This is a genomic window from Paraburkholderia caribensis (assembly GCF_002902945.1).
GTDB classification, from domain to species: Bacteria; Pseudomonadota; Gammaproteobacteria; order Burkholderiales; family Burkholderiaceae; genus Paraburkholderia; species Paraburkholderia caribensis.
Window position 1 is genome coordinate 1009003 of record NZ_CP026101.1, and the last position, 25871, is coordinate 1034873.

The 25871-nt window shown below is 63.6% G+C and carries 25 protein-coding genes and 2 tRNA genes; 15 read left to right on the top strand and 12 right to left on the bottom strand.

All coding sequences use genetic code 11. From position 1 onward, the window contains the following. Nucleotides 1-41 precede the first annotated feature (41 nt). The 4 genes from C2L66_RS04495 to fdxA all read right to left on the bottom strand — a co-directional run bounded on the left by C2L66_RS04495 (nt 42) and on the right by fdxA (nt 1388). Nucleotides 42-542 carry a CreA family protein gene (locus tag C2L66_RS04495; protein WP_054934129.1) on the bottom strand — a complete coding sequence of 167 codons (501 nt, stop codon included), beginning with the start codon at nt 540-542 and terminating at the stop codon, nt 42-44. Nucleotides 543-736: 194 nt separating this feature from the next. Continuing rightward, a tRNA-Asn gene (locus C2L66_RS04500) sits at nt 737-812 on the bottom strand. Between the two features lie 64 nt (nt 813-876). Beyond that, nucleotides 877-952: transfer RNA gene (locus C2L66_RS04505), tRNA-Asn, on the bottom strand. 112 nt (nt 953-1064) lie between these two features. Continuing rightward, the gene (fdxA, locus tag C2L66_RS04510; RefSeq protein WP_035990147.1) at nt 1065-1388 is read right to left on the bottom strand and encodes a ferredoxin FdxA; all 324 of its coding nucleotides are present in this window, start codon (nt 1386-1388) and stop codon (nt 1065-1067) included. 346 nt (nt 1389-1734) lie between these two features. Between fdxA and pncB the strand changes: the two genes are divergently transcribed. The 5 genes from pncB to C2L66_RS04540 all read left to right on the top strand — a co-directional run bounded on the left by pncB (nt 1735) and on the right by C2L66_RS04540 (nt 7772). Further along, entirely contained in the window at nt 1735-2934 is a 1200-nt protein-coding gene (gene pncB / locus C2L66_RS04520; protein ID WP_054934130.1) for a nicotinate phosphoribosyltransferase, read from the top strand. A 207-nt stretch (nt 2935-3141) separates the two neighbouring features. Beyond that, a complete protein-coding gene (locus C2L66_RS04525) occupies nt 3142-3804 on the top strand; it encodes a LutC/YkgG family protein (RefSeq protein ID WP_060602762.1) in 663 nt (220 codons plus the stop codon). 43 nt (nt 3805-3847) lie between these two features. Continuing rightward, nucleotides 3848-5248: a sodium:proton antiporter gene (locus tag C2L66_RS04530; RefSeq protein WP_060601734.1), complete on the top strand. Its 1401-nt coding sequence runs from the start codon at nt 3848-3850 to the stop codon at nt 5246-5248. Nucleotides 5249-5301: 53 nt separating this feature from the next. Then, nucleotides 5302-6291 carry a 2-hydroxyacid dehydrogenase gene (locus C2L66_RS04535; protein WP_054934183.1) on the top strand — a complete coding sequence of 330 codons (990 nt, stop codon included), beginning with the start codon at nt 5302-5304 and terminating at the stop codon, nt 6289-6291. Then, a complete protein-coding gene (locus C2L66_RS04540; protein ID WP_060601733.1) occupies nt 6288-7772 on the top strand; it encodes a DNA recombination protein RmuC in 1485 nt (494 codons plus the stop codon). Before C2L66_RS04535 ends, C2L66_RS04540 begins: the two co-directional genes overlap by 4 nt. A gap of 102 nt (nt 7773-7874) precedes the next feature. On the opposite strand, the gene C2L66_RS04545 is transcribed toward C2L66_RS04540, so the two are convergent. From C2L66_RS04545 to C2L66_RS04570, 6 genes are all read right to left on the bottom strand, one after another. Beyond that, nucleotides 7875-8360, bottom strand: coding sequence for a GNAT family N-acetyltransferase (locus C2L66_RS04545; protein ID WP_060601730.1), 486 nt, complete (start codon nt 8358-8360; stop codon nt 7875-7877). Further along, nucleotides 8360-8635 (bottom strand): hypothetical protein, encoded by a 276-nt coding sequence (locus C2L66_RS04550; RefSeq protein ID WP_007741774.1) that lies wholly within the window; start codon nt 8633-8635, stop codon nt 8360-8362. The genes C2L66_RS04545 and C2L66_RS04550 overlap by 1 nt, the downstream gene beginning before the upstream one ends. 57 nt (nt 8636-8692) lie before the next feature. Then, the gene (gene moeA, locus C2L66_RS04555) at nt 8693-10006 is read right to left on the bottom strand and encodes a molybdopterin molybdotransferase MoeA (protein WP_060601728.1); all 1314 of its coding nucleotides are present in this window, start codon (nt 10004-10006) and stop codon (nt 8693-8695) included. A gap of 84 nt (nt 10007-10090) precedes the next feature. After that, the gene (mobA, locus tag C2L66_RS04560) at nt 10091-10714 is read right to left on the bottom strand and encodes a molybdenum cofactor guanylyltransferase MobA (RefSeq protein WP_060601725.1); all 624 of its coding nucleotides are present in this window, start codon (nt 10712-10714) and stop codon (nt 10091-10093) included. A 13-nt stretch (nt 10715-10727) separates the two neighbouring features. Further along, nucleotides 10728-11840 carry a GTP 3',8-cyclase MoaA gene (moaA, locus tag C2L66_RS04565; protein ID WP_054934136.1) on the bottom strand — a complete coding sequence of 371 codons (1113 nt, stop codon included), beginning with the start codon at nt 11838-11840 and terminating at the stop codon, nt 10728-10730. A gap of 163 nt (nt 11841-12003) precedes the next feature. Beyond that, complete coding sequence (locus C2L66_RS04570; protein ID WP_060601722.1) at nt 12004-15285, bottom strand: Rne/Rng family ribonuclease; 3282 nt, start codon at nt 15283-15285, stop codon at nt 12004-12006. 753 nt (nt 15286-16038) lie between these two features. On the opposite strand from C2L66_RS04570, the gene C2L66_RS04575 reads away from it, so the two are divergent. The 4 genes from C2L66_RS04575 to C2L66_RS04590 are packed head-to-tail and all read left to right on the top strand — an operon-like array spanning nt 16039 to nt 19186. Next, nucleotides 16039-17088 (top strand): RluA family pseudouridine synthase, encoded by a 1050-nt coding sequence (locus C2L66_RS04575; RefSeq protein ID WP_060601719.1) that lies wholly within the window; start codon nt 16039-16041, stop codon nt 17086-17088. Further along, nucleotides 17081-17740, top strand: coding sequence for an HAD-IA family hydrolase (locus C2L66_RS04580; RefSeq protein ID WP_035990160.1), 660 nt, complete (start codon nt 17081-17083; stop codon nt 17738-17740). The genes C2L66_RS04575 and C2L66_RS04580 overlap by 8 nt, the downstream gene beginning before the upstream one ends. Beyond that, nucleotides 17737-18129 carry a Rieske (2Fe-2S) protein gene (locus tag C2L66_RS04585; RefSeq protein ID WP_054934139.1) on the top strand — a complete coding sequence of 131 codons (393 nt, stop codon included), beginning with the start codon at nt 17737-17739 and terminating at the stop codon, nt 18127-18129. Before C2L66_RS04580 ends, C2L66_RS04585 begins: the two co-directional genes overlap by 4 nt. Before the next feature lie 46 nt (nt 18130-18175). Continuing rightward, entirely contained in the window at nt 18176-19186 is a 1011-nt protein-coding gene (locus C2L66_RS04590) for a S49 family peptidase (RefSeq protein ID WP_054934140.1), read from the top strand. Nucleotides 19187-19238: 52 nt separating this feature from the next. Here C2L66_RS04590 and C2L66_RS04595 read toward each other — a convergent pair whose 3' ends face one another. Continuing rightward, the gene (locus C2L66_RS04595) at nt 19239-19958 is read right to left on the bottom strand and encodes an SAM-dependent methyltransferase (RefSeq protein ID WP_035990164.1); all 720 of its coding nucleotides are present in this window, start codon (nt 19956-19958) and stop codon (nt 19239-19241) included. Continuing rightward, on the bottom strand, nt 19955-20572 hold the full coding sequence (locus C2L66_RS04600; RefSeq protein ID WP_060601716.1) for a Maf-like protein: 618 nt from the start codon (nt 20570-20572) through the stop codon (nt 19955-19957). The genes C2L66_RS04595 and C2L66_RS04600 overlap by 4 nt, the downstream gene beginning before the upstream one ends. A gap of 252 nt (nt 20573-20824) precedes the next feature. On the opposite strand from C2L66_RS04600, the gene C2L66_RS04605 reads away from it, so the two are divergent. From C2L66_RS04605 to fabG, 6 genes are all read left to right on the top strand, one after another. Further along, complete coding sequence (locus C2L66_RS04605) at nt 20825-21463, top strand: DUF177 domain-containing protein (RefSeq protein WP_060601714.1); 639 nt, start codon at nt 20825-20827, stop codon at nt 21461-21463. 113 nt (nt 21464-21576) lie between these two features. Further along, nucleotides 21577-21756: a 50S ribosomal protein L32 gene (rpmF, locus tag C2L66_RS04610; RefSeq protein ID WP_007741736.1), complete on the top strand. Its 180-nt coding sequence runs from the start codon at nt 21577-21579 to the stop codon at nt 21754-21756. Between the two features lie 136 nt (nt 21757-21892). Beyond that, nucleotides 21893-23023, top strand: a complete 1131-nt coding sequence (gene plsX / locus C2L66_RS04620) for a phosphate acyltransferase PlsX (protein ID WP_035990171.1) — start codon at nt 21893-21895, stop codon at nt 23021-23023. Next, nucleotides 23023-24012, top strand: coding sequence for a beta-ketoacyl-ACP synthase III (locus C2L66_RS04625; protein WP_054934144.1), 990 nt, complete (start codon nt 23023-23025; stop codon nt 24010-24012). The genes plsX and C2L66_RS04625 overlap by 1 nt, the downstream gene beginning before the upstream one ends. Nucleotides 24013-24107: 95 nt before the next feature. Beyond that, entirely contained in the window at nt 24108-25040 is a 933-nt protein-coding gene (fabD, locus tag C2L66_RS04630) for an ACP S-malonyltransferase (protein ID WP_060601711.1), read from the top strand. Nucleotides 25041-25106: 66 nt separating this feature from the next. Then, nucleotides 25107-25856, top strand: a complete 750-nt coding sequence (fabG, locus tag C2L66_RS04635; protein ID WP_054934184.1) for a 3-oxoacyl-ACP reductase FabG — start codon at nt 25107-25109, stop codon at nt 25854-25856. The last annotated feature ends 15 nt before the right edge of the window (nt 25857-25871 follow it).

A 25871-nucleotide genomic window follows, 5' to 3' on the forward strand; every position in this document is an offset into this window, starting at 1 on the left:
CCTGTGCGGCTTGTTGTGCCTGGGACTGCCCTGCGGCGCGTTCAGCGAACCGGGATCGTCGTGCCGGCGGGCATCGGCACGGCCGTGACGCTGTTCTTCGCGCTGCCCGTCGCGACCCGGTCGCTGTAGGTCAGGTACACGAGTGTGTTGCGCTTCGAATCGACGACCCGCACCACGTGCAGTGTCTTGAAGATCAGCGACATCCGTTCCGTGAATACGTCGGCTTGCTGGCGCAGCGGCTCGGGAATCTTGATGGCGGCGACCTGGCGGCACGCGATCGACGCCTCGGTCGGATCTTCGGCGATCCCGAGCGTGCCCTTGATGCCGCCCGTGCGCGCCCGCGACACATAACAGGTGACGCCCTGCACGGCGGGATCGTCGTACGCCTCGACGACCACGCGATCCGAGCCGGTGATATGAAAGTTCGTATTGACGCTGGCGACTTCCTCGGCCTGCGCGAACGGCGCGCAGGTGAACGCTGCCGAAGCGGCGAGGAAGACGGCGGCGCGCGCGCTGTGCGCACAGGGCAGGGCGAGTTTCATCAGGTGACCGGAAGAATGGGCGTTTGCAGGACAGCCAGGATGGCTGCCGGTGAGACCGCCATCGTAACCTGGTTGCGGGCGCCGGCTGCCGACGTGCGATACGCCTGCGGCGCATCTATTTGTCGATCAAGCTGCATGCCGATAAGCGGCGGCAGAAAAAGAAAAGGCCCGCACGAATGCGGGCCTTCGAATTTTGGCTCCCCGACCTGGGCTCGAACCAGGGACCTACGGATTAACAGTCCGGCGCTCTACCGACTGAGCTATCGGGGAACAGCAATACAACTTGTCGCTACATAAAAAAGCCCGCTGTGGTTAACGGGCTCTTGCAATTCTTTGGCTCCCCGACCTGGGCTCGAACCAGGGACCTACGGATTAACAGTCCGGCGCTCTACCGACTGAGCTATCGGGGAACAACAAAAGCAGAGAAGCGGAATTGTAGGGGGTGTATCAGAAGCTGTCAATACCTTCGAATCATCTCAATTTAATTCGACTGATTCGACCTGGAACGACAGCTTGCGGCGCTCAACGCTCGAGCAGCGCCAGCTTTTCCTTCACGTCCTTGAATTCGTCGGCCTCGGGCAGCGGCGCCTTGGTCTTGGTGATGCTGGGCCATGCCTTGGCGAGCTCGGCGTTGAGCTCCGTGAAGTGCTGCTGGTCGCCGGGCACGTCTTCTTCCGCGTAAATGGCGTTCACCGGGCATTCCGCAACGCACACCGCGCAGTCGATGCATTCATCCGGGTCAATCGCGAGGAAGTTGGGACCTTCGCGAAAGCAGTCCACCGGGCACACATCGACGCAGTCGGTATAGCGGCACTTGATGCAGCTTTCGGTCACAACGTGAGTCATTCAGGCAACTCCTGCAAACGATATCTTTTAGGTAATGGGGGATGGCAAGACGCCAAAAGCGGTATTGTAACGTAACGTCAAGTAGTGCATACGCGATCGCCCCAACCCTTTTATATCGTTTGGTGATTAGTTTATGGCGAGCGGTTTGCGCCGCCCGCGCCCGCCGGCCTTGACGCATTCAAACAACCGCCGGCGCGCATTCGGGTAACATGCGACAGCGTCTGTGCGGGGCCCGTTTCGAGCGGGACTCTGCGCGAAGCCCGAAGCGCACATGGCGAACACGAAAGGGCGAGGGCGCACGAGGCCTGACGTCTTCCGATTTCATGCAGTCCCGGTTTGCAAGATCATGATCATTACTTCGCTGCTCGACACCGACCTGTACAAATTCACGATGATGCAGGTGGTGCTGCATTATTTCCCGGCTGCCAACGTCGAATACAAGTTCCGCTGCCGCACGCCGAACGTCAACCTGGTGCCGTACATCGACGAGATTCGCAGCGAAGTGCACAAGCTCTGCAAGCTGCGCTTCAATGAAGGCGATCTCGACTATCTGCGCCGGATGCGCTTCATCAAGAGCGACTTCATCGACTTTCTCGCGCTCTTCCATCTCAACGAAAAATACATCTCGATCACGCCCTCGGCGAAGGGCAACGGGGAGATCGAAATCGACATCAAGGGGCCGTGGCTGCACACGATCCTCTTCGAGATCCCCGTGCTTGCGATCGTCAACGAAGTGTACTTCCGCAACACGCAGCAGCAGCCCGATTACAGCGAAGGACGCGAGCGCCTGCGCGACAAGATGCAGCTGCTCGGTGCGCGCCCCGAGTTCGCCGACTGCAAGATCGCCGACTACGGCACGCGGCGCCGTTTCTCCGGGCGCTGGCACGAAGAGGTGATCCTCACGCTCAAGGACGGTCTGCGCGACCAGTTCACGGGCACCAGCAACGTGTTCTATGCAATGAAGCATGGCCTGACGCCTCTCGGCACGATGGCGCACGAATACCTGCAAGCCTGTCAGGCGCTGGGTCCGCGTCTGCGCGACTCGCAGATCTTCGGCTTCGAAATGTGGGCGAAGGAGTATCGCGGCGATCTGGGCATCGCGTTGTCGGACGTGTATGGCATGCAGGCGTTCCTCCGTGATTTCGACATGTACTTCTGCAAGCTCTTCGACGGCGCGCGCCATGATTCCGGCGACCCGTTCGACTGGGGCGAGCGTCTTCTCGCGCACTACGAAGCGAACCGCTGCGATCCGCGCACGAAAGTGCTGGTCTTTTCCGACGCGCTCGACATCCCAAAGGTGCTGCAGCTGTACGAGCGCTTCCGTGGGCGCTGCAAGCTCGCCTTCGGCGTCGGCACGAACCTCACGAACGACCTTGGCTATAACCCGCTGCAGATCGTCATCAAGATGGTCAAGTGCAACGGGCAGCCCGTCGCGAAGCTGTCCGATTCGCCGGGCAAGAACATGTGCGAAGACAAGGCGTACCTTGCCTATCTGCGCCAGGTGTTCGGTATCGAGCAACCTGAGGAAGAATCCGCGGGCAAGTGACGCCCCGTCACGCTTTCGCGTTGCAGTCCGGCAGCATGTGAGTGCATTGTCGGCACTTCGCACGAGTGCCGGTATATGCCGTTCGGCCAGGTGTTGGCATGAAGGGCGGCCGGTATAATTCGACCGTCACTGTGCGCAATGAGCAGGGCGCATTTCGCACGCGTATGTCCCACGTTCAGCACGACCACCGGCACGAGGATATTGCACATGGATACATCGACGGCCCGCCGCAACATCCTGGCGCGCATTCGCGCGGCACAAGGGCGTGAGCCCGAGCCGGCCGCGTCCGAGCGCGAGGCGGCGCAGGCGTATCTCGCAAGTCATCCGCAAGGTCCGCGCCCAACCCTGCCGGCCGATCTCGTCGCGCATTTCATCGAGCAGGCGAAGAAAATGGCGACCACGGTCGATACCGTCGAATCGCTCGCCGACGCACCCGCCGCCGCGCATCGTTACCTTTCCGAACTGAATCTTCCCACTCAAGCCATCGCGTGGCAGACGCTCGAGGCGCTGCCCTGGGCCGGCTCCCAGATCGACGTCGAGTTTCGCAAGCCGCGCGACGAAGACCGCGTCGGCATCACGGGCTGCTTCTGCGCGACGGCTGAAACGGGCACGCTGGTGCTGCTGTCGGGCCCGGACACTTATGCGTCGGCGGGCTTGCTGCCGGAGACGCACATTGCAATCGTGCCGGCCTCGCGCATCGTCGCCGGTCATGAGGAAGCGTTCAATCTGATCCGCAGCGAACGCGGCGAACTGCCGCGCGCCGTCAACTTCGTCTCCGGCCCGTCGCGCACAGGCGATATCGAACAAACCATCGTGCTCGGTGCGCACGGTCCTTATCGCGTGCATGCGATCGTCGTGCGTGGCGCGTAACGCTGTGCCGTTGCAGGGACGTGTCGAGCACGCGTGTTCTCGAATGGCCGGCGTCGCGTTGTTGTTCGTGCTGTCTTGCTGGCCGCTTGCGGCATCGGCCGCGAGTCTCGACGGTGCTTCGCTCTCCGTCTGGTGGGGCGTGCCGTTCGCGGGCGTCCTGCTGTCGATTGCCGTGCTCCCGCTCGTCGCACCCAAGCTTTGGCATCATCACTTTGGCAAGATTTCCGTGGCATGGGCCGCCGTGTTCCTTGTGCCGTTCGCTTTCGCGTTCGGCGCGTCGACGGCGTTCGGTACGTTCATTCATGCGCTGCTTGAAGAGTACGTGCCGTTCATCGTGTTGTTGACAGTGCTCTATACCGTTGCGGGCGGCATCTGCGTGACGGGCAATCTGCACGGGTCGCCGCGTCTGAATACGGCGTTGCTCGCGCTCGGCACGGGGCTCGCTAGCATCATGGGCACGACGGGCGCGGCGATGCTGCTGATCCGGCCGCTCTTGCGCGCGAACGACAACCGCAAGCACGTCGTGCATGTGGTCGTATTCTTTATCTTCCTGGTCGCGAACACGGGCGGGTCGCTGTCGCCGCTCGGCGATCCGCCGCTGTTCCTCGGCTTTCTGAACGGCGTCGGCTTCTTCTGGACAACCGTGCATCTCGCGCTGCCAACGCTGTTCGTCTGCATCGTGCTGCTTGCCATTTTCTACGCGCTCGATGCGTACTATTTCCGGCATCGCGAAGAAGTGCTGCCCGTTGATCCGTCGCCGGATACGCGTGCCGTTGGCGTCGTCGGCAAGATCAATTTCGTGCTGCTGGCACTGGTGATCGGGCTGGTGTTGATGAGCGGCATCTGGAAGCCAGGCATCGCGTTCGATGTGGCGGGCACGCATGTCGAGCTGCAGAATGTCGTGCGCGACGTGGCGCTGATCGCGGTGACGCTGCTGTCGCTGGCTGTGACGCCGCGCGCCGCGCGTGAGGGCAACGCATTCAACTGGGCGCCCATCGAAGAAGTCGGGAAACTGTTTGCGGGAATCTTTGTCACGATCGCGCCTGTCATCATGATGTTGCGCGCGGGCGAAGCGGGCGCGCTCAGCGGCATCGTGCATCTCGTCAACGACACGGCCGGCCAGCCGCGCGACGACATGTATTTCTGGGCGACGGGCCTGTTGTCGTCGTTCCTCGATAATGCACCCACGTACCTCGTGTTCTTCAACCTCGCCGGCGGCGACGCACAGACGTTGACGACCACGGGCGCATCGACGCTCGCGGCCATTTCGGCAGGCGCGGTGTTCATGGGCGCAAACAGCTACATCGGCAACGCGCCGAATTTCATGGTCAAGGCGATCGCGGAGTCGCGCGGCGTGAAGATGCCCAGTTTTTTCGGCTATCTCGCGTGGTCGGGCATCGTGCTGATACCGTTGTTCATCGCAACATCGTTGATTTTCTTTTGATGCCGTGCGCGCGCCGAAGGGACGCGCTACGGACTGATACTCGGAGAATGGCAATGCAAAAGGTTCTGGTTGCGCGTCCCATCTTTCCGGATGTGATCGAGCGCCTCAAGCAGCATTTCGAAGTGGACTGGCATAACGGCGACGTGCTGCCCGCCGACGAGCTCAAACGCCGCCTCGCCGATAAAGACGGCGCGCTGACGGCGGGCGACGCGATCGACGCGTCCGTGCTGGCCGCCGCGCCGCGTCTGCGTGTGGTGTCGAACATGGCGGTCGGTTACAACAACTTCGATATGGCCGCGTTCAACGCGGCGAACGTGCTCGGCACGAATACACCCGACGTGCTCAACGAATCGACGGCGGATTTCGGCTGGGCGCTGATGATGGCGGCGGCGCGCCGCATCGCGGAATCGGAGCACTGGTTGCGCGCGGGCAAATGGGAAAAGTGGTCGTACGACGGCTTTCTCGGCTCGGACCTGTATGGCTCGACGCTCGGCGTGATCGGCATGGGCCGCATCGGGCAGGCGCTCGCGCGTCGCGCGCGCGGCTTCAACATGAACGTGATCTATCACAACCGCTCGCGTGTCGCGCCCGAGATCGAGGCTGAACTGAACGCGGAATATGCGTCGAAGCAGGACCTGCTGCGCCGTGCCGATCACGTCGTGCTTGTGTTGCCGTACACGGCTGAGAACCATCACACGATCGGCGCTGCCGAACTCGCGCTGATGAAACCGACGGCCACGCTCACCAACATCGCGCGTGGCGGCATCGTCGACGACGCGGCGCTTGCCGAAGCGTTGCGCGAGAAGCGTATCGCCGCGGCGGGCCTCGACGTGTTCGAGGGCGAGCCAAAGCTCAATCCGGCACTGCTCACCGTGCCGAATGTCGTGCTGACGCCGCACATCGCGAGTGCGACGGAAGCCACGCGCCGCGCCATGGCGAATCTCGCGGCCGACAATCTGATCGCGGGGTTGGGCGAGGGTCCGCGCGCCGGGCGTCCGCCGAACCCTATCAACCCTGATGTGATCGGGAAGGCGCGTTCATGACGATGGTTTTGATCGCGGCCGTTGCCGTACTGGCCGTCGCGCTGGTGATCGCGCTGTTCATGCTGATGCGCGGCAGCGGTGGCGCGCATCAGCAGATGCAATTCGACGAACTGGGTGAGCGTCTCGATGCCGCGGCGCTTGCGCAGACGCGCGAGTACGAGCGGCTTGAACGCGAGCTGCGCGGCGAGATTTCCGAAACGGCGCGCGTCTCGCGCACGGAATTGAGCGGCGGCTTCTCGCAGTTTCAGCAGACGCTCGCCTCCCAGTTCACTAGCATGACGACTGTGCAGGCCGCCAAGATCGACGGCTTTGCGCAGCAGCTCGTCAAGCTGACGGATACGAACGCGCAACAACTCGACGCCGTGCGCCACAGCCTGCAGCAGCAGGCGCAACAGGCGCGCGAAGAACAGGGCGTGACGCTGAAGCGTTTCGGCGAAACGTTGCAGCAGCAACTGGCGCAGGTGACGGAGGCGAACGACCGGCGTTTCGCGGAAGTGCGCGCGACCATCGAGCAGCGGCTGAAAGACATCGAGGCCAACAACTCGACGAAGCTCGAAGAAATGCGCCGCACCGTCGACGAAAAGCTGCACGCGACGCTTGAACAACGCCTTGGCGAATCGTTCAAGCTGGTGTCCGACCGTCTCGAACAGGTGCATCGCGGTCTCGGCGAAATGCAGACTTTGGCGGCGGGTGTCGGAGATCTGAAGAAGGTTCTGACAAACGTTAAGACACGCGGCACATGGGGCGAAGTGCAGCTCGAATCGTTGCTCGAACAGATACTGACGTCCGATCAGTACGCGAAGAACATTGCGACGATCCCGAAGAGCAACGACCGCGTCGAGTTCGCGATCAAGCTGCCGGGACGTCAGCCGACACCCGATGCGGCGGCCACGCCCGTATGGTTGCCCATCGATGCAAAATTTCCGCGTGAGGACTATGAACGTCTGATCGAAGCGCAGGAGCGTAGCGACCCCGTCGCAGTCGAAGACGCGTCGCGCGCGCTCGAAGGGCGGATTCGCGCGGAAGCGAAGACGATTGCGGAAAAGTACGTGTCGCCGCCGCATACCACTGACTTCGCGCTGCTGTTCCTGCCGACGGAAGGCTTGTACGCCGAGATTCTGCGCCGCCCGGGGCTCACGGACCTTTTGCAACGCGACTATCGCGTGACGATTGCCGGGCCGACCACATTGACGGCCTTGCTCAACAGTCTGCAAATGGGTTTCCGTACGCTCGCCATCGAAAAGCGGTCGAGCGAAGTGTGGCAGGTGCTGGGCGCGGTGAAGACGGAGTTCGGCAAATTCGGCGACGTGCTGGCGAAGACCAAGTCGCAACTCGAAACCGTCACGCGTTCGATCGAGGCGGCGGAAGTGCGCACGCGTCAGATGAACAGGAAGCTGCGCGACGTCGAGGCGTTGCCCGAAGAGCGGGCGGCGGGCTTGCTTGGGGACTCGCTGTCCGGAGTCGATGCGGAAGAGTCTTGACGCAGCGAAGGCTGGCAACGCTCGACCGCGATGGTTGAGCGCCTCGCCAGCCAGAAGGGCAGCTTCGAACGGGAGCGACGCTGCGCCGGGCGGGCGTGCCAATCAGTCCGCGCTCGCCGCCAGTTGATCGAGCGCGTCGCCCGTGATGCGCACGACGCGCCAGTCTGGTAGCACGGTCGCGCCCATCTTCTGATAAAAATCGATGGCAGGCTGATTCCAGTCCAGCACCGACCATTCGAAGCGGCCGCACTGCCGTTCGACAGCCAGTGCCGCCAGATAACGCAGCATCTTCGACCCGAGTCCCGTGCCGCGCTCGGTCGGCTGCACGTACAGGTCTTCGAGATACAGGCCACGCCGTCCGAGGAACGTCGAGTAGTTATGGAAGAACAGCGCGTAGCCGATCATCTTGCCGTCGCGTTCCGCGACGATCGCCTCTGCCGAAGGGCGCGCGCCGAACAGCGCGTCGCGCAGACCGTCTTCCGTCGCGATGAACAGATGCGTGAGCTTTTCGAACTCGGCCAGTTCGTACATCAACGCGAGCATCGCGCCGACGTCGTCAGGCGTGGCGGCGCGGATCGTCGCCGGCATTACGCTTCCTCCGGCACGTCGCTCAACTGGATCTCGATGCCGCCGAAGCGCGACGCCACCCAGTTGTACGCGTGGCATGCAATCCACAGCAGGATGAAACCCAGAATCGCGTTGAGCAGCAGCGCGCTGAACACGGTGCTCAGTTCCACCGATCCATAGCGGATGAAGGCGACCAGCACGCCCAGCAGCACGATAGGCACGCTGAACGTCAGATACACGAGGATCAATGCCTTTGCCGTCTGCCCCGGTGCAATGAACGAGATCTGTTTTTTCATGTAAGTCAAACCCGTATGTCGTAGTGGATTGCGTAAAAACTGGCCTGCCTCGTGCGCTCAGATGAGGCCGTCGAACAGCATGATATCGACGGCGTCGCCTGGGTCGAGATCGCCCTGGTCGTGGGCGAGCACGATGAAGCAATTCGCTTCGCTCATCGAGCTGAGCACGCCGGAGCCTTGCGAGCCCGTCGGCGTGACCCGCCATGTGCCTTGCGCGTCGCGCTGCGCGATGCCGCGCTGGAATTCGGTACGGCCCGGCCGTTTGCGGATCGCGTCGACGCACGCGGCGCGGATGAGCGGCACAGGATGAGTCGTCGCGCCGGACATCCGCAGCAGCACTTCACGCACGATCTGATAGAACGCCGCCATCACCGCGACGGGGTTGCCCGGCAGGCCGAAGAAGATTGCCGGTTCGCCCGCGCCGGGTTTGCCGCCCGACCAGATGCGTCCAAACGCCAGCGGCCGGCCCGGACGCATCGCGAGACTCCAGTGCACGACGTCGCCGAGCATGCGCAGCATTTGCTTCGTCAGATCGGCTTCGCCCACCGAAACGCCGCCGGAGGTTATCACGACATCCGCGCTCGATGCAGCCGTTCGCAATGCTTCTTCAAGCGCGGCGGGCTCGTCGCGGACCACGCCGAGGTCGATGGGATCGACGTCGAGGCGCTTGAGCATCGCGAACAGCGTATAGCGGTTGCTGTCGTAAACGCAGCCCGGATCGAGTAGTTGGCCGATCGAGCGCAGTTCGTCGCCCGTCGAAAAGAATGCGACACGCAGACGGCGGCGCACGGACACCTCGCCAATGCCCAGCGACGCGAGCAATCCAAGGTCCGACGCCCGCACGATGCGACCCGCCTTCAGCGCGACCGCGCCCTGCGCGAGGTCTTCGCCCGCGAGGCGCCGGTTCGCGCCCGTGCGCAACGGCGACGCTGCAAAGCGAATGGTGTCGCCGTCGCGCGTGACGGCTTCCTGCGGAACGACGGTGTCGCAGCCCGCGGGCATCGTCGCGCCCGTCATCACGCGAACGCATTGCGTGCGCTCGATGCTTCCCGCGAACGGATGCCCGGCGAAAGCCTTGCCCGCCACGCTCAGCACGAGTTCGCGTTTTTCGTCGGGCACGCCCGTTCGAACTTCGAGCGCCGCGCCTGCGAACGCGTAGCCGTCCATCGCCGAGTTGTCGTGGGCGGGAACGTCGATGGGCGAGACGATGTCCTGCGCCAGCACGCGGTTCAGCGCGTCACGCAGATGAACGCGCTCGACGGTCGTCACGGGTGTCGCCCATTCGCGCACGATTGCCTGTACGGCGGACACCGGCATGGCTTGAGCGTCGTACTGTGCGACGCAACTCGAAGTTTCGTTCAGCGTGGTCATGAAAGGGGAGCGTCGCGACGGAATGCGGTGCGGCGGCGGCCGGGCGGCAATCGCGGCAAATGGCGCTGCTAATGTTAAACCCGGTCAACCGCGTTCGAGGTCGGCGAGTTCCTGCAGTGAATTGATATTGTAAAACGTGCGCTCGTCCGGAAAGGCGACTTCGACCGCCCTGTGGCGTGCGTACCACGTGCGAACCTTGCGCTCTCCCGCTTGCAGAAAGCCTTCGAGATCGTCGGCAAGCGACGTGCGCACGAGTGCGAAAACCGGGTGAATGGACGTCTCGCCCCGGGCGTCCATGGTCGTGACGGTCGCGATGCCCGCGTCTTGCGCGTCTTGCTGATCGAGCGCGGCGGCGAGCCGCATGGCGAGATCGGCGGGCAAACCGGGTGTGTCGCATGGCGCCGACAGCACGAACGGCGTGGACGCCGCGCGCAAACCGGCGAGCAGACCGGCGAGCGGACCGGGAAAATCGGGCAGCGTGTCGGAGATCACGGTTGCGTGAAACGGTCCGCCTAGCTCCGCATATTGCTCCGTGTGCCGGTTCGCGCTGATCAGAAGCGGTCCGGCCTGCGGCGCGAGGCGCCGCATCACGTGGAGGGCGAGCGGTTCGCCGTGCAGCATCTGCAGCCCCTTGTCGACGCCGCCCATGCGCATGCCGCGACCGCCTGCGAGCAGCAGGCCGGTGATCTGGTCGCGCGTGATGCTCATTGGAAAGAGCGGCTCAGCCGCCGATGTACGACATCTCGACACGCCGTTCTTCGCGCGTCGTCGTGGAGGTAGCGCTCGCGCTGCCGCGCAGTTGCGAGTAGCGGTCGCCGCGCGCGTGCCAGATGTTGGCGATCGCGGTGGCGATGCCTGCGTCGCTCGTGCCGTTGCGTACGAGCGCGCGCAGATCGTGGCCCGACGACGCGAACAGGCACAGGTACACCTTTCCTTCCGTCGATAGCCGGGCGCGCGTGCAGTCGCCGCAAAACGCGCGCGTCACGCTGGAAATCACGCCGATCTCGCCGCTGCCGTCCGCGTAGCCCCAGCGCTGCGCGGTTTCGGCGGCGCTATGCGCTTCGAGCGGCAGCAGCGGAAAGTGCTCGCTGATCCGCGCGACCACGTCCGCCGACGGCAGCACTTCCGTCATGTTCCAGCCGTTCGACGTGCCGACGTCCATGTACTCGATAAAGCGCAGCACCACGCCGGAGTCCCGGAAGTGGCGCGCCATCGGCACGATTTCGCTGTCGTTCGTGCCGCGCTTGACGACCATGTTGACCTTCAGCGGCGCCAGCCCGACCGACCGCGCGACTTCGATGCCGTCGAGCACGTCGCGCACGGCGAAATCGGCGTCGTTCATGCGGCGAAATAACGCATCGTCGAGCGCGTCGAGGCTGACAGTCACACGGCTCAGACCGGCGTCTTTCAGGCTGCGCGCCTTGCGCGCGAGCAGCGAGCCGTTGGTGGTGAGCGTCAGGTCGAGCGGCTTGCCGGCGGCCGTCGTCATTCGCGCGAGCCGTTCGATCAGGAATTCGAGGTTCTTGCGCAACAGCGGCTCGCCGCCCGTCAGACGGATTTTCTCCACGCCATGCGCGACGAAAATCGTTGCGATCCGCTCGATTTCCTCGAATGTCAGCAGCGCGCTGTGCGGCAGGAACGAATAGTCCTTGTCGAACACCGCGCGCGGCATGCAGTAGACGCACCGGAAGTTGCAACGGTCAGTCACCGAAATGCGCAGGTCGCGCAGCGGACGCGACAGCGTATCGGTCAGCTCGCCGCGCGGGGTCCGCACAGGACCGGCGACGTCGGGGACGGCGCTGACGTCGGCAACAGGAATGATGCGTCGGGACATGATTACATATTTGGGATATCAGACTTCATTCTAGCGGAAGGCACTTTCCGTCACAGTAGGGCGAAACGCGCGGTGCCGTCTGGATGGGTACAGCAAAAAGCCCGCCTTGAAGGCGGGCTTTTCGGGATGCCCGGCGTTGCAGCCGGGCGAGGTTAGCGACCGCTTACTGCGGCTGCTTTGCGGTTTCGACCTGTTGCATCGGCGTCGTGTCGGCGGCCGGAAGCGGCTTGCGCTCGCGCGGCGCGCGTGCGGGCTTCACCGCTTGCGCGGCAGCTTCCTGCGCGACACGCAGCTTGTCCGAGTCGGTGTTGACCCAGACGAGGCCGGCACTTTCCAGCATCGCTTCGAGGCTTTGCGTCGACTGACGGCCGGCCGATACGCCGTTCGTACGAACGGGTTGCGGCTCGGCTGCTGCGGCGGTCGGTGCGGGTTCCGTTACCTCTTCCGTTACGGTTTCCGTTACGACCGGTTCCGCTGCGGGTTGCGCTGGCGCGACGTCTGCGATGGGTTCCGCGACCGGCTGAACAACCGGCTCGACGACAGGCTGCGTTGCAACGGGCGCTTCGACGGCCGGCTGCGCTGCTTCCGCACGCGCTGCCGGGGCCGGAGCCGCTGCAACCGGCTCCGCGACGGACTCGACGACGACAGGCGCTTCGGCGACGGGTGCTGCCGCAATGGTCTCGACGGGCGCGGGCGCTTCAACGGGCGCTTGCGTCGTTGCGACAGGCTCAACTGCTTGCGGCTCGAAAGCGGCCGGCGTTTCGGCGGCTGCTTCCGTGCGCGTTGCAACGGGCGCTTCGTCGGCCGGCACGATGGCTTCCGCCTTCGCAGCCTTTTCGACAGCCAGCGCCGGCGTTTCAGCCGATGCGTGCAATTCGCTGACCACGGCGGCGCCCGTCGCGACGGCTGCCACGACGACCTCGACCGGCTTCACTTCCTGTGCCGGCTGCTGTTGTGCTGCTTCGACCGCTTGCGGCTGCGTCTCGTGACGTCCCGTGTGTTCCGGTGCGCGCACGGGCGCTTCCGCCGATGCTGCCACTGCCGTTTCGCCTTCCGCTTCCGCGACGTCGGCGGCCGTGTTCACGTTCACGCCTTCTTCGTCACGCTCGCGACGCCCACCACGGCGACCGCGACGGCGACGACGACGCTCTTCGCCATCACGCGCGTCGTCAATGGGGGCTGCGCCACCCATCAGATTCGCTTGCGCCTGTCCGGCGACATCGGCCTGAGCCTCGTTTTGGCTCAGCGCGTCGGCTGCTTCAGGCTGCTGCTTGCGGCGCTCACCGCGTTCGCCACGCTCGCGGCGCTCGCCACGATCCGGGCGTTCCTGACGCTCGCCGCGCGTTGCTTCAGCGGTTTCGGCGCGTTCCGCACGCTCCTGACCCCGTTCGACGCGCTCCGGACGTGCCTCGCGCGGTTCGCGTGCCTCACGTGGCTCGCGGCCTTCGCGCGGCTCGCGGCCGGCGCGCGGTTCACGTGCTTCTCGCGGTTCGCGTTCCTGACGTTCGCCGCGTTGCGACGGCTGACCCTGGCGGCCTTGCGTTGCCGCGCCTTCGCCACGACCCGCCGCATCGCGGCCACCTGCGCCGTTGCGACGGTTGCGGTTACGATCGCCGCCGCGTTCGCCCGTGCGCTCACCGCGCTCGGTGCGTTCGCCGCGTGCGGGCTTCGCCGTCTTCTCGACGGGTGCGGGCGCGGGAGCGGGAGCCGCCGGTTGTACGCCGAACAGACCCTTCAGCCAGCCGATGAAGCCGCCCGTAGCAGGCTTGACTTCGACCGTGGCGGCAGCGGGGGCCGGCGTGCGCACGGGCGCGCTCGGCGCCGGCTTTTCAGGCGTGATGCCCTTCACAGCCGCTTCCTGCTTCGGCTTCACCTCTTCGGCGCGCTTGCTGTAGCCCGTTTCCGATTCCAGTTCGCGGGCGGCTTCCTCGGCCATCTTCCACGACGCGCGCGGATCGTCGAGGCGTGCGTCGTCGTGACGCAGACGCTCGAGCTTGTAGTGCGGCGTGTCGAGGTGCTTGTTCGGCACCAGCACGACGTTGACCTTGAAGCGCGATTCGATCTTGTTGATTTCCGAACGCTTCTCGTTGAGCAGGAAGGCCGTGACTTCGACGGGAACCTGGCAGTGGATCGCTGCCGTGTTTTCCTTCATCGCTTCTTCCTGAATGATCCGCAGCACTTGCAGTGCGGACGATTCGGTATCGCGGATGTGGCCCGTGCCATTACAGCGCGGGCAGGTCACGTGGCTGCCTTCCGACAGCGCCGGACGCAGACGCTGGCGCGACAGTTCCATCAGGCCGAAGCGCGAGATCTTGCCCATCTGGACGCGCGCGCGGTCGTGCTTGAGCGCGTCTTTCAGGCGTTGCTCGACTTCGCGCTGGCTCTTGGCCGACTCCATGTCGATGAAGTCGATCACGATCAGGCCGCCCAGGTCGCGCAGACGCAGCTGGCGCGCGACTTCGTCGGCGGCTTCGAGGTTCGTGCGGGTGGCCGTTTCCTCGATGTCGGCGCCCTTGGTGGCGCGCGCCGAGTTCACGTCGATCGCGACGAGCGCTTCCGTGTGGTCGATCACGATCGCGCCGCCCGACGGCAGCGGCACCGTGCGCGAGTACGCCGTCTCGATCTGGTGCTCGATCTGGAAGCGCGAGAAAAGCGGCACGTCGTCGTGATACCGCTTCACCTTGTTGACATTGTCCGGCATCACGATATCCATGAAGGCGCGTGCCTGGTCGTGGATTTCCGTGGTGTCGATGAGGATTTCGCCGATGTCCGGCTGGAAGTAGTCGCGAATCGCGCGGATCACGAGGCTCGATTCCAGATAGATCAGCATCGGCTGACCCTGCGAGCCGCTTTGCGACGCGGCTTCGATTGCGCGCCACAGCTGCATCAGGTAGTTCAGGTCCCACTGCAGCTCTTCCGCGCTGCGGCCGATACCCGCCGTGCGCGCGATGATGCTCATGCCTTCGGGCAGTTGCAGCTGGGACATCGTTTCGCGCAGTTCCTGGCGGTCGTCGCCTTCGATCCGGCGCGACACGCCGCCGCCGCGCGGATTGTTCGGCATCAGCACGAGGTAGCGGCCGGCGAGCGAGATGAACGTGGTAAGGGCTGCGCCCTTGTTGCCGCGTTCTTCCTTCTCGACCTGAACGATCAGTTCCTGTCCTTCTTTCAGGGCATCCTGGATGCGCGCCGAGCGCATGTCGATGCCTTCGCGGAAGTACTGGCGGGCGACTTCCTTGAACGGGAGAAAACCATGGCGGTCTTCGCCGTAGTTGACGAAGCAGGCTTCGAGCGACGGCTCGATGCGCGTCACGATCCCCTTGTAGATATTGCCTTTGCGCTGTTCGCGCCCGGCGGTTTCGATGTCGATGTCGATGAGTTTTTGCCCATCGACGATGGCGACGCGCAGTTCTTCCTGCTGCGTCGCATTAAACAACATGCGTTTCATTGAACGGCTCCAGAGCGGCTCTGCCTGTCCGGCCGACGGCGCGCGGGAAGAACCCGGCCGAAGGCTTGGGGCAGCGGCATGCCGCGCCTTATTGTGTTTTCACAAGCACGCTGGAGCGGGAAAGATGGCGGGAGAATTGCCTGATATGGGCGCCGTCTCCAATAAATGGACGCGCAGCCGCAGGGCACATGCGAACACGGCTTCAAATAATGGCCCGACACGCCGCGGGTCCTGGCAGCCGACTAGCATCAGCCTTCGTCCACGTGCACCGGCGCGCCAGTTGGGCGCGCGTCCGGACACGTTCGAAGGCTGCGGTCTTGCCGCAGCGGGCAGGCTCGCTCACTGCGCTTGCCTGTCCCGCTCGGGGTGTCTCGCCTCATTTTGACGTCGCCATGTCCTGCACTCTCCGCAGGACGCCTCGGGCGCACGCCGTATTTTCGCCACCGGCCGCTTCGCGCTTAAGGGACATGAAAGCTGCCCTTGCCGAAGCTCGCCAGTCAAATTCTTTTTGACCAAAATTCCGTTACCGACGGTGCCGACGGTGACCGAACGTGCCTGTGGGCGCCGTCCCTGCCGTGTCGCGCATCGTGCGTGCAACTTGTTGCATCTCATTTTCAGGGCGAGCAACCAGCCCCCGGCGCAAGTAAAATGACGTTTTATCGCTTGCACCTGCGCAATCCACCCGCGATTCGGTTTAAGGCGCCGATCCTATATAGTCGGCCACCGCAGACTGCTGGGCAAATTATATTCAGAATGAAAGAGTTAGGCAAAATATCCCAGAAATCGGTGACAAGCCCCGTTGCAAGCGATCAGGTGTCGATGATCGAAATCGACGACAGCGCGGCCGGTCAGCGGATCGACAACTTCCTGTTGCGCGTCTGTAAGGGCGTGCCGAAAAGTCATATTTATAGGATTCTGCGCAGCGGCGAAGTGCGCGTGAACAAGGGCCGCGTCGACGCGCAGTACCGTCTCGCCTTTGGCGATCTGGTGCGCGTGCCGCCCATCCGCGTCGCGAAGGCGGACGAGGCGGTGCACGCGCCGGTGCCGTCGGCGCACTTCGAAATTCTGTTCGAAGACGAGCATATGCTGGTGATCGACAAGCCGGCTGGCGTCGCCGTGCACGGCGGCAGCGGGGTCGCGTTCGGCGTGATCGAGCAGTTGCGGGCGGCGCGTCCGCAGGCGAAATTTCTGGAACTCGTGCACCGGCTGGACCGCGAGACGTCGGGCGTGCTGATGCTCGCGAAAAAGCGTGCGGCGCTCGTCAATCTGCACGAACAGATCCGCGAAAACCGGATGGACAAGCGTTACTACGCGTGTGTGCACGGTGAATGGGCGAGCGACTGGGGCCGCCGGCGCGCCGTGAAGGAGCCGCTGCATAAATATCTGCTGCCGGACGGCGAGCGGCGCGTGCGCGTACAGCCTGACGGGCTCCCGTCCCACACCATTTTCAATCTCGTCGATCGCTGGCCGGGTTACGCGCTGCTCGAAGCGGAACTGAAAACGGGGCGGACCCATCAGATTCGTGTCCATCTGGCGCATCTGGGACTGCCGATCGTCGGCGACGCCAAATACGGCGATTTCGCGCTGAACAAGGCGCTCGCACGCGCAAATGCGCAGCCGGGGCTTAAACGGATGTTCTTGCACGCGTACCGGCTCAAGCTGACGCACCCGGCGACGGGCGACACGCTACAGTTCGAAGCGCCGTTGCCGGCCGACTGCAAGCGCTTCATCGCGCAACTGTCTGAGGCGGCCGGGGCGGGAACGCACGAACAATCACAAACCGAGACGAAATCGCATGGCTAGAGAGCAATTTGACCTGATCGTCTTCGATTGGGACGGCACGTTGATGGATTCGACCGTCCATATCACCCGCAGCATTCAGGCGGCCTGCCGCGATCTCGGGCTGCCCGTGCCGGCTGACGAGGCCGCGAGCTTCGTGATCGGCCTGGGTTTGCGCGACGCGCTGCAGATCGCCGCGCCGACGCTGGACCCATCCGATTACCCGCGCCTCGCCGAGCGCTATCGCTTCCACTATCTGGTGAAGGATCAGACGACCGAGCTGTTTGCAGGTGTGCGAGAGATGCTCGCCGATCTGCGCGATCAGGGCTATCTGCTCGCGATCGCTACCGGCAAGAGCCGCGTCGGGCTGAACCGCGCGCTCGATCAGGTCCGGCTCACGAGTCTTTTCGACGGCACGCGCTGCGCCGATGAAACGTTCTCGAAACCGCATCCGGCCATGCTGCAGGAGCTCACGCGCGAACTGGGGCAGGATCCCGTGCGCACTGTGATGATCGGAGATACCACGCACGATCTTCAAATGGCGATCAATGCGGGCGTGTCGGGCATCGGCGTCACGTACGGCGCGCACCCGGCAGATTCGTTGACGGCGCTGGAGCCGAAATTCGTCGCCGACAGCATCGCTTCATTGTCGGGCTGGCTGCGGGAGCACGCATGACGGACGCCGCACAGGAGGCGGTGCGCGTTTGCGCATCCGAAGAACTCGTCGACGGCGGCGCGGGCGTGCGCCGCGACGCGACGTACGCGGGCGGCGATGCCGTGGTGTTCTTCGTTCGCTATGACGGCGTGGCGTATGGTTATCTGAACCGTTGCGCACACGTGCCGATGGAACTGGACTGGAACGAAGGACAGTTCTTCGAATCGTCCGGCTTATACTTGATGTGCGCAACGCATGGCGCGATTTATGCCCCGGATACAGGCAAGTGCGTAGGCGGCCCGTGCCGCGGCGGCAGGCTTCGCCCGGTACGCGTCGACGAGCGCGACACGCCCGAAGGGCGCGCGGTGTTCTGGCTTCCGGATGCTGATCTGCGTCCAGCATCTGCCTGATTCCCAGCTACATTTCCCGAAACCACGTTTTCTGCGGCGGCAATGCATGTCCGATAATTTGACTCCCGATCCGAACGAACCGGCCGCGGCGGGCCGCGAGCGCCGGGCGCCCGCCGACGAGCCGAACTGGGAGCGCGCCGCGCTCGAGCGGATTGCGCTGGCGGCCGTCAACGAGCAACGCGCTGCGCGCCGCTGGCGGATCTTTTTTCGTTTCCTGTTTCTCGGCGTGCTGGTTCTCGTTGCGTGGGCCGTGCTCGATTTCAGCGGCGAGAAAGTTGCGGCCACGACGGGGCGGCATACTGCACTCGTGACACTTGACGGCGAGATATCGTCCGATACGAACGCGAACGCGGAAGATGTCGACGCGGCGCTGGCGAGTGCGTTCGATGACACGGGCACGGCGGGCGTGATCCTGCGTTGCAACAGCCCCGGTGGGAGTCCCGTGCAGGCTGGAATTATCTACCGTGAAATCCGCCGATTGCGCGCGAAATATCCTTCAATTCCGCTCTACGTCGTCGTAAGCGATATGTGCGCGTCGGGTGGTTACTATGCTGCTGCCGCTGCCGACAAGATATACGTCGACAAGGCGAGCATCGTCGGCTCGATTGGCGTGCTGATGGATGGATTCGGCTTTACCGGCCTGATGGACAAACTCGGCATTCAACGCCGGATGCGCACTTCCGGAGAGAACAAGGGATTTTACGATCCGTTCTCGCCCGATACGCCGAAGATGGATCAACACGCGCAAGCGATGCTGGACGAGATCCATGCGCAATTCATCGATGCCGTGAAGCAGGGCCGCGGAAAACGTCTTCAGGAATCGCCCGATATCTTCTCTGGACTGTTCTGGACGGGCGAGAAGAGCGTCCAGCTAGGCCTCGCAGACGGTTTCGGTGACACCGACTATGTCGCGCGCGAAATCATCAAGGCTCCCGATGTCGTCGACTACACGGTGAAGGAAAGCATCACCGACCGCGTCGCGAAAAAGTTCGGCGCAGCCGTCGGTAGCGGGGCCGTGCGCGCGATGGCCGCAATCGGGAAGTTGAACCTTCGCTAAGCGAGGGCGTTTCCAGGCGGCGGCCAGCAATCTGGCCGCCGTCTTCTCTCGCTCAAGCCGCCAGAATCAGAAAAATGGCTGGGCGCTTGTGAAGATCGGGCGCAGGTTTTTTCTTCCAGTCGGCAGCTGTCCGGCTCACGATGGTCTCGCTTTCCAGCGTCAGGTCCACGGCAACACAAATAAGCGTCGACGGCGCGCAGGTCGCGATCAGCGTGTCGAGCAGCGCGCGATTCCGATATGGCGTCTCGATAAAAATCTGCGTCTGCTTTCCTTTGCGCGACTGCTGTTCGAGGTCGCGCAGGCGTTTCGCGCGCTCGTTCGCGTCGACGGGCAGGTAGCCGTGAAACGCAAAGCTCTGGCCGTTCAATCCCGACGCCATCAGCGCAAGCAGGATCGAGCTCGGCCCGACGAACGGCACCACCTTCACGCCGCGCTCGTGCGCGCGCCGCACGAGTAGCGCGCCCGGATCGGCGACGGCCGGGCAGCCGGCCTCGGACACGAGCCCGGCATCCGTCCCCGCAAGCACGGGCGCCAGCAATCTGTCGATTTCGCCTGCTGGCGTGTTGACGTTCAGTTCGCGAATCTCGATTTCCTGGATGGGCCGTTCCGTGCCGACTTTCTTCAGGAATGCGCGCGTGGTTTTGGCGTTTTCGCCTATGTAATAGTGCAGGGCGGCCGCGCGAGCGCGAACCGGTGCGGGCAGCACGGCGTCCAGCGCGGCGGCGTCGCCGTCGCCGAGCGTGTTCGGGATCAGATAGAGAACGCCGCTCATCGCACCTCCAGCAGCGGATAGTCCGCAGCGAGCAGCATGCGCGTAAGCGCGATCAGCGGCAGGCCGATCAGCGCTGTCGGATCGTCGGATTCAATTGCGTCGAGTAGCGCAATGCCGAGGCCTTCCGCTTTTGCGCTGCCCGCGCAGTCGTACGGCGTCTCGGCGCGCAGGTAGGCGTCGAGCGCGGCGTCGGGCAGATCGCGAAAGCGTACGCGCGTGACCACGTCGACGGCTTGCGCGTCGCCCGAGCCGCTGTCGAACACGCACAGCGCGCTGTGGAAAAGCACTTCGCGGCCGCGCATGCCTTGCAGTTGCGCCAGCGCTTTTTCGTGCGTGCCGGGCTTGCCGATCTGATGGCCGTCGTAGGTCGCGACCTGATCCGAGCCGATCACGAGCGCTCGCTCGCCAGCGATCAGTGCGGCTGCGACCGCGCGCGCTTTTGCCTGCGCGAGGCGCAATGCCGTCGTTTCGGGCGATTCGCCCACGAGCGGCGTCTCGTCGATGGCGGGCACGGCGACGTCGAACGGAATGCGCAACCGTTCGAGCAGTTCGCGCCGAAACGGCGAACTGGACGCCAGAATCAGGCGGGGCGGGCGTTTGGAGGAATCCGGCATGCTGGAAAAGAACCTTGATCTCTGGGTGAAACTGAAGGTGAAAAGGCGGGGCGCGAACACACTTGCGGGTGCGCCCTTAAGTGTTTGACTCGAAAAGACAAAACGGATATGATTTTGGGCTTTTCATCGGTATGCTTTGCCGAATGGCGCGCCGGATGGGCATCCTGGTGATATCCAGACCGTCTTCCAGCGCCACTAAAACGACGCATAACGACTTACCCGGCTGAAATCCTTGCCGACGCAGGAGCGCACATGACTCAACATCCTGGCAAACCTGCTGGTCTCGTCGACCCGCGTGCACTCGACCTGTTCGAATTTGCCCGCAGTGGACGTCAGGCCGCGGGTACCGTGCGCGTCTCGCAACTGCCGCGCATGTTAAACGAAGTCCCGCAGGAAGCGCCAGACCGCGACACCGCGTTCACCTGGCAAGCCGAAGGGGCGACACAGCCGGAATTGCAGGACGACGGCACCGAGGGTCCGCAGCCGTATCTGAGGCTCGCGATTCACGGCGCCGCATGGCTCGAATGTCAGCGTTGCCTGTCTCCGTACGAGCAGGCGTTCAACGTCGATGCGACTTACCGGATCGTCAATACCGAAGAGGAGGCTGAAGAGTTTCCCCTGGACGAGGATGAAGTCGATGTGATCGTTGGGTCACGCCAGTTCGATCTTGTCGACTTGATCGAAGAGGAATTGCTGCTTTCGTTGCCGCTCGTGCCGAAACACGATGCCTGTCCCGAAGTGCACGAGAGTCTCACCTCGGGCGCCAGCGGGCTGGAAGGCGAAGAGGCCGTCGAAGGAGGAGCTGAAGAGGGTGAAGAGCCCAAACGGCCCAATCCTTTTGCGGCGCTCGAAGGTCTGAAATCGGGCGAATCCGGCGGCAAGAAGCACTGAACAGTTGCATGGGAGCGCGACAGGGCGCGCCGGTCACGATGGTTTAGCCACGTGGCCTATGGCGGTTGCCGTGCCGGGCTGTGTTAGAATTCGGAAAATTTTCAGGAGTTATCATGGCAGTTCAACAAAACAAGAAGTCGCCGTCGAAGCGCGGCATGCACCGCTCGCACGATTTCCTCAACGCAGCGCCGCTGGCTGTTGAGCCGAGCACGGGTGAAGTGCATCTGCGTCACCACGTCAGCCCGAACGGCTACTATCGCGGCAAGAAAGTCGTCAAGACGAAGAACGACTAATCGCCCAGCATCGCGCTCCTTTGGGTTTGACCCATTGGTATTTCGCGTGGCGATCGGCTCGCTTGACATTTTCCCGGTTCATCAAAAAGGCGGCATTCAATTGCCGCTTTTTTGTGCCTGAAATTCGTCGCATTCCATGACTGTAAAGCTCACGATAGATTGCATGGGAGGCGACCACGGCCCGTCCGTGACCGTTCCCGCTGCCGTCAACTTCGTTCGCTCGCACCCCGATGCGCACCTGATGCTCGTCGGCATCGAAAGCGCGATTCGTGCTCAGCTGAAGAAGCTGAAGGCGTCCGACAGTCCGGCACTCACGGTCGTAGCCGCGTCCGAGATCGTCGCCATGGACGATCCCGTCGAAGTCGCGCTTCGCAAGAAGAAAGACTCGTCGATGCGCGTGGCGCTCAACCGCGTCAAGGACGACGAGGCGCAGGCCTGCGTCTCCGCCGGTAACACCGGCGCGCTGATGGCTGTTTCCCGCTATGTTCTTAAAACGCTCCCGGGCATCGAACGTCCGGCGATCGCGTTTGCCTTGCCCAATCCTACCGGCTACACGACGATGCTCGACCTCGGCGCGAACGTCGATTGCGAGCCGCAGCATCTGCTGCAGTTCGCCGAGATGGGGCACGCGCTGGTTTCCGCTGTCGAAGGCAAGGAGCGTCCGAGCATCGGGCTCCTGAATATCGGCGAAGAAGTCATCAAGGGCAATGACACCATCAAGCGTGCGGGCGAACTGCTGCGTAGCAGCACGCTTAATTTCCGCGGCAACGTGGAAGGCAACGATATCTACAAAGGCACCGTCGACGTGATCGTGTGCGATGGCTTCGTCGGTAACGTTGCGCTGAAGACGTCGGAAGGGCTTGCACAGATGCTGTCCGACATCATCAAGGAAGAATTCGGCCGTTCGTGGTTGACCAAGGTGATGGCGGTGCTGGCGCTGCCCGTGCTGCTGCGTTTCAAGAAACGCGTCGATCACCGGCAATACAACGGCGCAGCGCTGCTCGGCCTGCGCGGGCTCGTGATCAAGAGCCACGGCTCCGCCGACGCCTACGCGTTTGAGTGGGCCATCAAACGCGGGTATGATGCCGTCAAAAATGGCGTTCTCGAACGCCTTGCCCGCGCCATGGAGGAGAACGCGGGTTCACTCGAACAGGCGAAGCAAGAGGCCGGCGGCGCGGGTTCCGCGAGCCAGATGGCGAGTCCGGTCGCGGGACCGGTATCCGGACAGCCGGCCGAGCCCTACAGCGCACAATCCTCGAAGACATAATGGCTCAATCCACTACCTATTCCCGCGTGCTGGGCACGGGCAGCTATCTGCCGCCCAACCGCGTTTCCAATCAGGAGCTGGCTGATCGTCTCGCGAAGCAGGGAGTCGAGACGAGCGACGAATGGATCGTAGCCCGCACGGGCATCCATGCGCGTCATTTCGCCGAACCTGATGTCACGACCAGCGACCTCGCGCTGTTCGCGTCGCAACGCGCGATCGAAGCGGCCGACGTCGATCCGCAATCCATCGACCTCATCATCGTCGCCACATCGACGCCGGACTTCGTATTCCCGAGCACGGCGTGCCTGCTGCAGAACAAGCTGGGCATCAAGAACAACGGCGCGGCCTTCGACGTGCAGGCGGTGTGCTCAGGTTTTGCCTATGCCGTTGCGACGGCTGACAGCTTCATCCGAAGCGGGCAACATCGTACTGCGCTGGTGGTCGGTGCTGAAACGTTCTCGCGCATCCTCGATTTCAACGACCGTACCACTTGCGTGCTGTTTGGCGATGGCGCGGGCGCGGTCGTGCTGCAGGCGTCAGACGAGCCGGGCGTGCTGTCCAGCGCGCTGCACGCTGACGGCAGCCATTCGAACATCCTTTGCACGCCGGGCAACGTGAACGGCGGCATCGTGCAAGGCAGTGCGTTCCTGCACATGGACGGCCAGGCGGTCTTCAAGCTTGCCGTCAACGTGCTCGAGAAAGTCGCGGTCGAAGCGCTGCAGAAGGCTGACCTCCGGCCCGAGCAGGTCGACTGGCTGATTCCGCATCAGGCCAATATCCGCATCATGCAGAGCACGTGCCGCAAGCTCGGCCTGCCGCAGGAGCGGATGGTCGTGACCGTGCACGAGCACGGCAACACGTCGGCAGCGTCGATTCCGCTCGCGCTCGACGTCGCCGTTCGCGACGGACGCATCCAGCGCGGTCATAACGTGCTGATCGAAGGCGTCGGCGGCGGCTTTACATGGGGCGCGTCGGTCATCCGTTTCTGACGACCGCGCGCGGCGGCGCCTCGCGCGCCGCTTCAAGTGGCAGCGCACGTCGTGTGCGCGTCACGCACATTTGAACTCATCGAATTGGGGACGATATGAAATTTGCGTTCGTTTTTCCCGGGCAGGGCTCGCAGTCGGTCGGCATGCTCAACGCGTTCGCCGACAATGCGATCGTGCGCGAAACCCTCCAGGAAGCGTCCGACGCGCTCGATCAGGACATCGGCAAGCTGATCGCCGAAGGTCCGGCTGACGACCTGAATCTCACCACCAACACCCAGCCCGTGATGCTGACGGCTGCTTACGCCATCTTTCGCGCATGGCAGGCGGCAGGCGGCCCTGCGCCTGCAATCGTGGCCGGCCACAGCCTGGGCGAATACACGGCGCTCGTCGCCGCTGGCGCGCTGAAGTTCCGCGACGCCGTGCCGCTCGTGCGTTTCCGCGCGCAGGCTATGCAGAACGCGGTGCCCGTCGGTCAGGGCGGCATGGCTGCGATTCTCGGCCTCGACGACGATACCGTGCGCGAAGTATGCAAGGAAGCATCGGTGGCGGGTGTCGTCGAAGCCGTCAACTTCAATGCGCCCGCGCAAGTCGTGATTGCCGGTCACAAGGCGGCCGTTGAGAAGGCGTGCGAAGTAGCCAAGGCGAAGGGCGCGAAGCGCGCGCTGCCGCTGCCCGTGTCCGCGCCGTTCCACTCGTCGCTGCTCAAGCCGGCGTCGGATCAGCTGCGCGAGTATCTGGCGAGCGTCGATGTGCAGGTGCCGTCCATTCCCGTCGTCAACAACGTCGATGTGGCCATCGTCAACGAGCCGGCTGGCATCAAGGACGCGCTGGTACGCCAGGCGGCCGGCGCGGTGCGCTGGGTCGAATGCGTGCAGTCGATCGGCAGGCAGGGCGTCACGCATGTGATCGAATGCGGTCCGGGCAAGGTGCTCGCGGGGTTGACCAGGCGTATCGACGGCAATCTGGTCGGCGCATCGATCGTCGATCCCGCTTCGCTCGACGAAGTGCTAAAAGTCGTCGCGGGCTGAACGTCTGGTTGAAAGCAGCAAAGAATCGAACAGCCCTGCATGTGCAGGGCACTGTGGAAAGCAACGATGGAAAAGACTCTCGATAAACAGATTGCGATCGTGACGGGCGCTTCGCGTGGCATCGGCCGCGCAATCGCGATCGAACTCGCGCGTCAGGGCGCGATGGTGATCGGCACGGCAACGAGCGAAAGCGGCGCAACCGCAATCACGGACGCGTTCAAGGCCGAGGGCCTGAACGGCCGCGGCGCAGTGCTCAACGTCAACGACGCGGCGGCGGCCGAAGCGCTGATCGACGGGACGGTGAAGGAATTCGGCGTGCTCAACGTACTGGTGAACAACGCGGGCATCACGCAAGATCAACTCGCGATGCGCATGAAGGACGACGACTGGGACGCCGTCATCGACACGAACCTGAAGTCCGTGTTCCGTCTGTCGCGCGCGGTGCTGCGCCCGATGATGAAAGCACGCGGCGGCCGCATCATCAATATCACGTCGGTGGTCGGTTCGGCGGGTAATGCCGGCCAGGCGAACTACGCTGCGGCAAAGGCGGGCGTGGCGGGCATGACACGTGCGCTCGCTCGTGAAATCGGCAGCCGCGGCATCACGGTGAACTGCGTCGCGCCGGGTTTCATCGACACCGACATGACCAAAACACTGCCCGAAGAACAGCAAACAGCGCTGAAGGCGCAGATTCCGCTCGGCCGTCTCGGCAGCCCGGAAGATATCGCACACGCCGTGACGTTCCTCGCATCGCCGCAGGCCGGTTATATCACCGGCACGACGTTGCACGTGAACGGCGGCATGTATATGTCGTAATCGAATTCGGTTACT

Excerpts from the sequence above, each read along its gene's own strand:
- C2L66_RS04495 (WP_054934129.1), bottom strand. The coding sequence starts at position 542 with ATGAAACTCGCCCTGCCCTGTGCGCACAGCGCGCGCGCCGCCGTCTTC.
- fdxA (WP_035990147.1), bottom strand. The coding sequence starts at position 1,388 with ATGACTCACGTTGTGACCGAAAGCTGCATCAAGTGCCGCTATACCGAC.
- pncB (WP_054934130.1), top strand. The coding sequence starts at position 1,735 with ATGATCATTACTTCGCTGCTCGACACCGACCTGTACAAATTCACGATG.
- C2L66_RS04525 (WP_060602762.1), top strand. The coding sequence starts at position 3,142 with ATGGATACATCGACGGCCCGCCGCAACATCCTGGCGCGCATTCGCGCG.
- C2L66_RS04530 (WP_060601734.1), top strand. The coding sequence starts at position 3,848 with ATGGCCGGCGTCGCGTTGTTGTTCGTGCTGTCTTGCTGGCCGCTTGCG.
- C2L66_RS04535 (WP_054934183.1), top strand. The coding sequence starts at position 5,302 with ATGCAAAAGGTTCTGGTTGCGCGTCCCATCTTTCCGGATGTGATCGAG.
- C2L66_RS04540 (WP_060601733.1), top strand. The coding sequence starts at position 6,288 with ATGACGATGGTTTTGATCGCGGCCGTTGCCGTACTGGCCGTCGCGCTG.
- C2L66_RS04545 (WP_060601730.1), bottom strand. The coding sequence starts at position 8,360 with ATGCCGGCGACGATCCGCGCCGCCACGCCTGACGACGTCGGCGCGATG.
- C2L66_RS04550 (WP_007741774.1), bottom strand. The coding sequence starts at position 8,635 with ATGAAAAAACAGATCTCGTTCATTGCACCGGGGCAGACGGCAAAGGCA.
- moeA (WP_060601728.1), bottom strand. The coding sequence starts at position 10,006 with ATGACCACGCTGAACGAAACTTCGAGTTGCGTCGCACAGTACGACGCT.
- mobA (WP_060601725.1), bottom strand. The coding sequence starts at position 10,714 with ATGAGCATCACGCGCGACCAGATCACCGGCCTGCTGCTCGCAGGCGGT.
- moaA (WP_054934136.1), bottom strand. The coding sequence starts at position 11,840 with ATGTCCCGACGCATCATTCCTGTTGCCGACGTCAGCGCCGTCCCCGAC.
- C2L66_RS04570 (WP_060601722.1), bottom strand. The coding sequence starts at position 15,285 with ATGAAACGCATGTTGTTTAATGCGACGCAGCAGGAAGAACTGCGCGTC.
- C2L66_RS04575 (WP_060601719.1), top strand. The coding sequence starts at position 16,039 with ATGAAAGAGTTAGGCAAAATATCCCAGAAATCGGTGACAAGCCCCGTT.
- C2L66_RS04580 (WP_035990160.1), top strand. The coding sequence starts at position 17,081 with ATGGCTAGAGAGCAATTTGACCTGATCGTCTTCGATTGGGACGGCACG.
- C2L66_RS04585 (WP_054934139.1), top strand. The coding sequence starts at position 17,737 with ATGACGGACGCCGCACAGGAGGCGGTGCGCGTTTGCGCATCCGAAGAA.
- C2L66_RS04590 (WP_054934140.1), top strand. The coding sequence starts at position 18,176 with ATGTCCGATAATTTGACTCCCGATCCGAACGAACCGGCCGCGGCGGGC.
- C2L66_RS04595 (WP_035990164.1), bottom strand. The coding sequence starts at position 19,958 with ATGAGCGGCGTTCTCTATCTGATCCCGAACACGCTCGGCGACGGCGAC.
- C2L66_RS04600 (WP_060601716.1), bottom strand. The coding sequence starts at position 20,572 with ATGCCGGATTCCTCCAAACGCCCGCCCCGCCTGATTCTGGCGTCCAGT.
- C2L66_RS04605 (WP_060601714.1), top strand. The coding sequence starts at position 20,825 with ATGACTCAACATCCTGGCAAACCTGCTGGTCTCGTCGACCCGCGTGCA.
- rpmF (WP_007741736.1), top strand. The coding sequence starts at position 21,577 with ATGGCAGTTCAACAAAACAAGAAGTCGCCGTCGAAGCGCGGCATGCAC.
- plsX (WP_035990171.1), top strand. The coding sequence starts at position 21,893 with ATGACTGTAAAGCTCACGATAGATTGCATGGGAGGCGACCACGGCCCG.
- C2L66_RS04625 (WP_054934144.1), top strand. The coding sequence starts at position 23,023 with ATGGCTCAATCCACTACCTATTCCCGCGTGCTGGGCACGGGCAGCTAT.
- fabD (WP_060601711.1), top strand. The coding sequence starts at position 24,108 with ATGAAATTTGCGTTCGTTTTTCCCGGGCAGGGCTCGCAGTCGGTCGGC.
- fabG (WP_054934184.1), top strand. The coding sequence starts at position 25,107 with ATGGAAAAGACTCTCGATAAACAGATTGCGATCGTGACGGGCGCTTCG.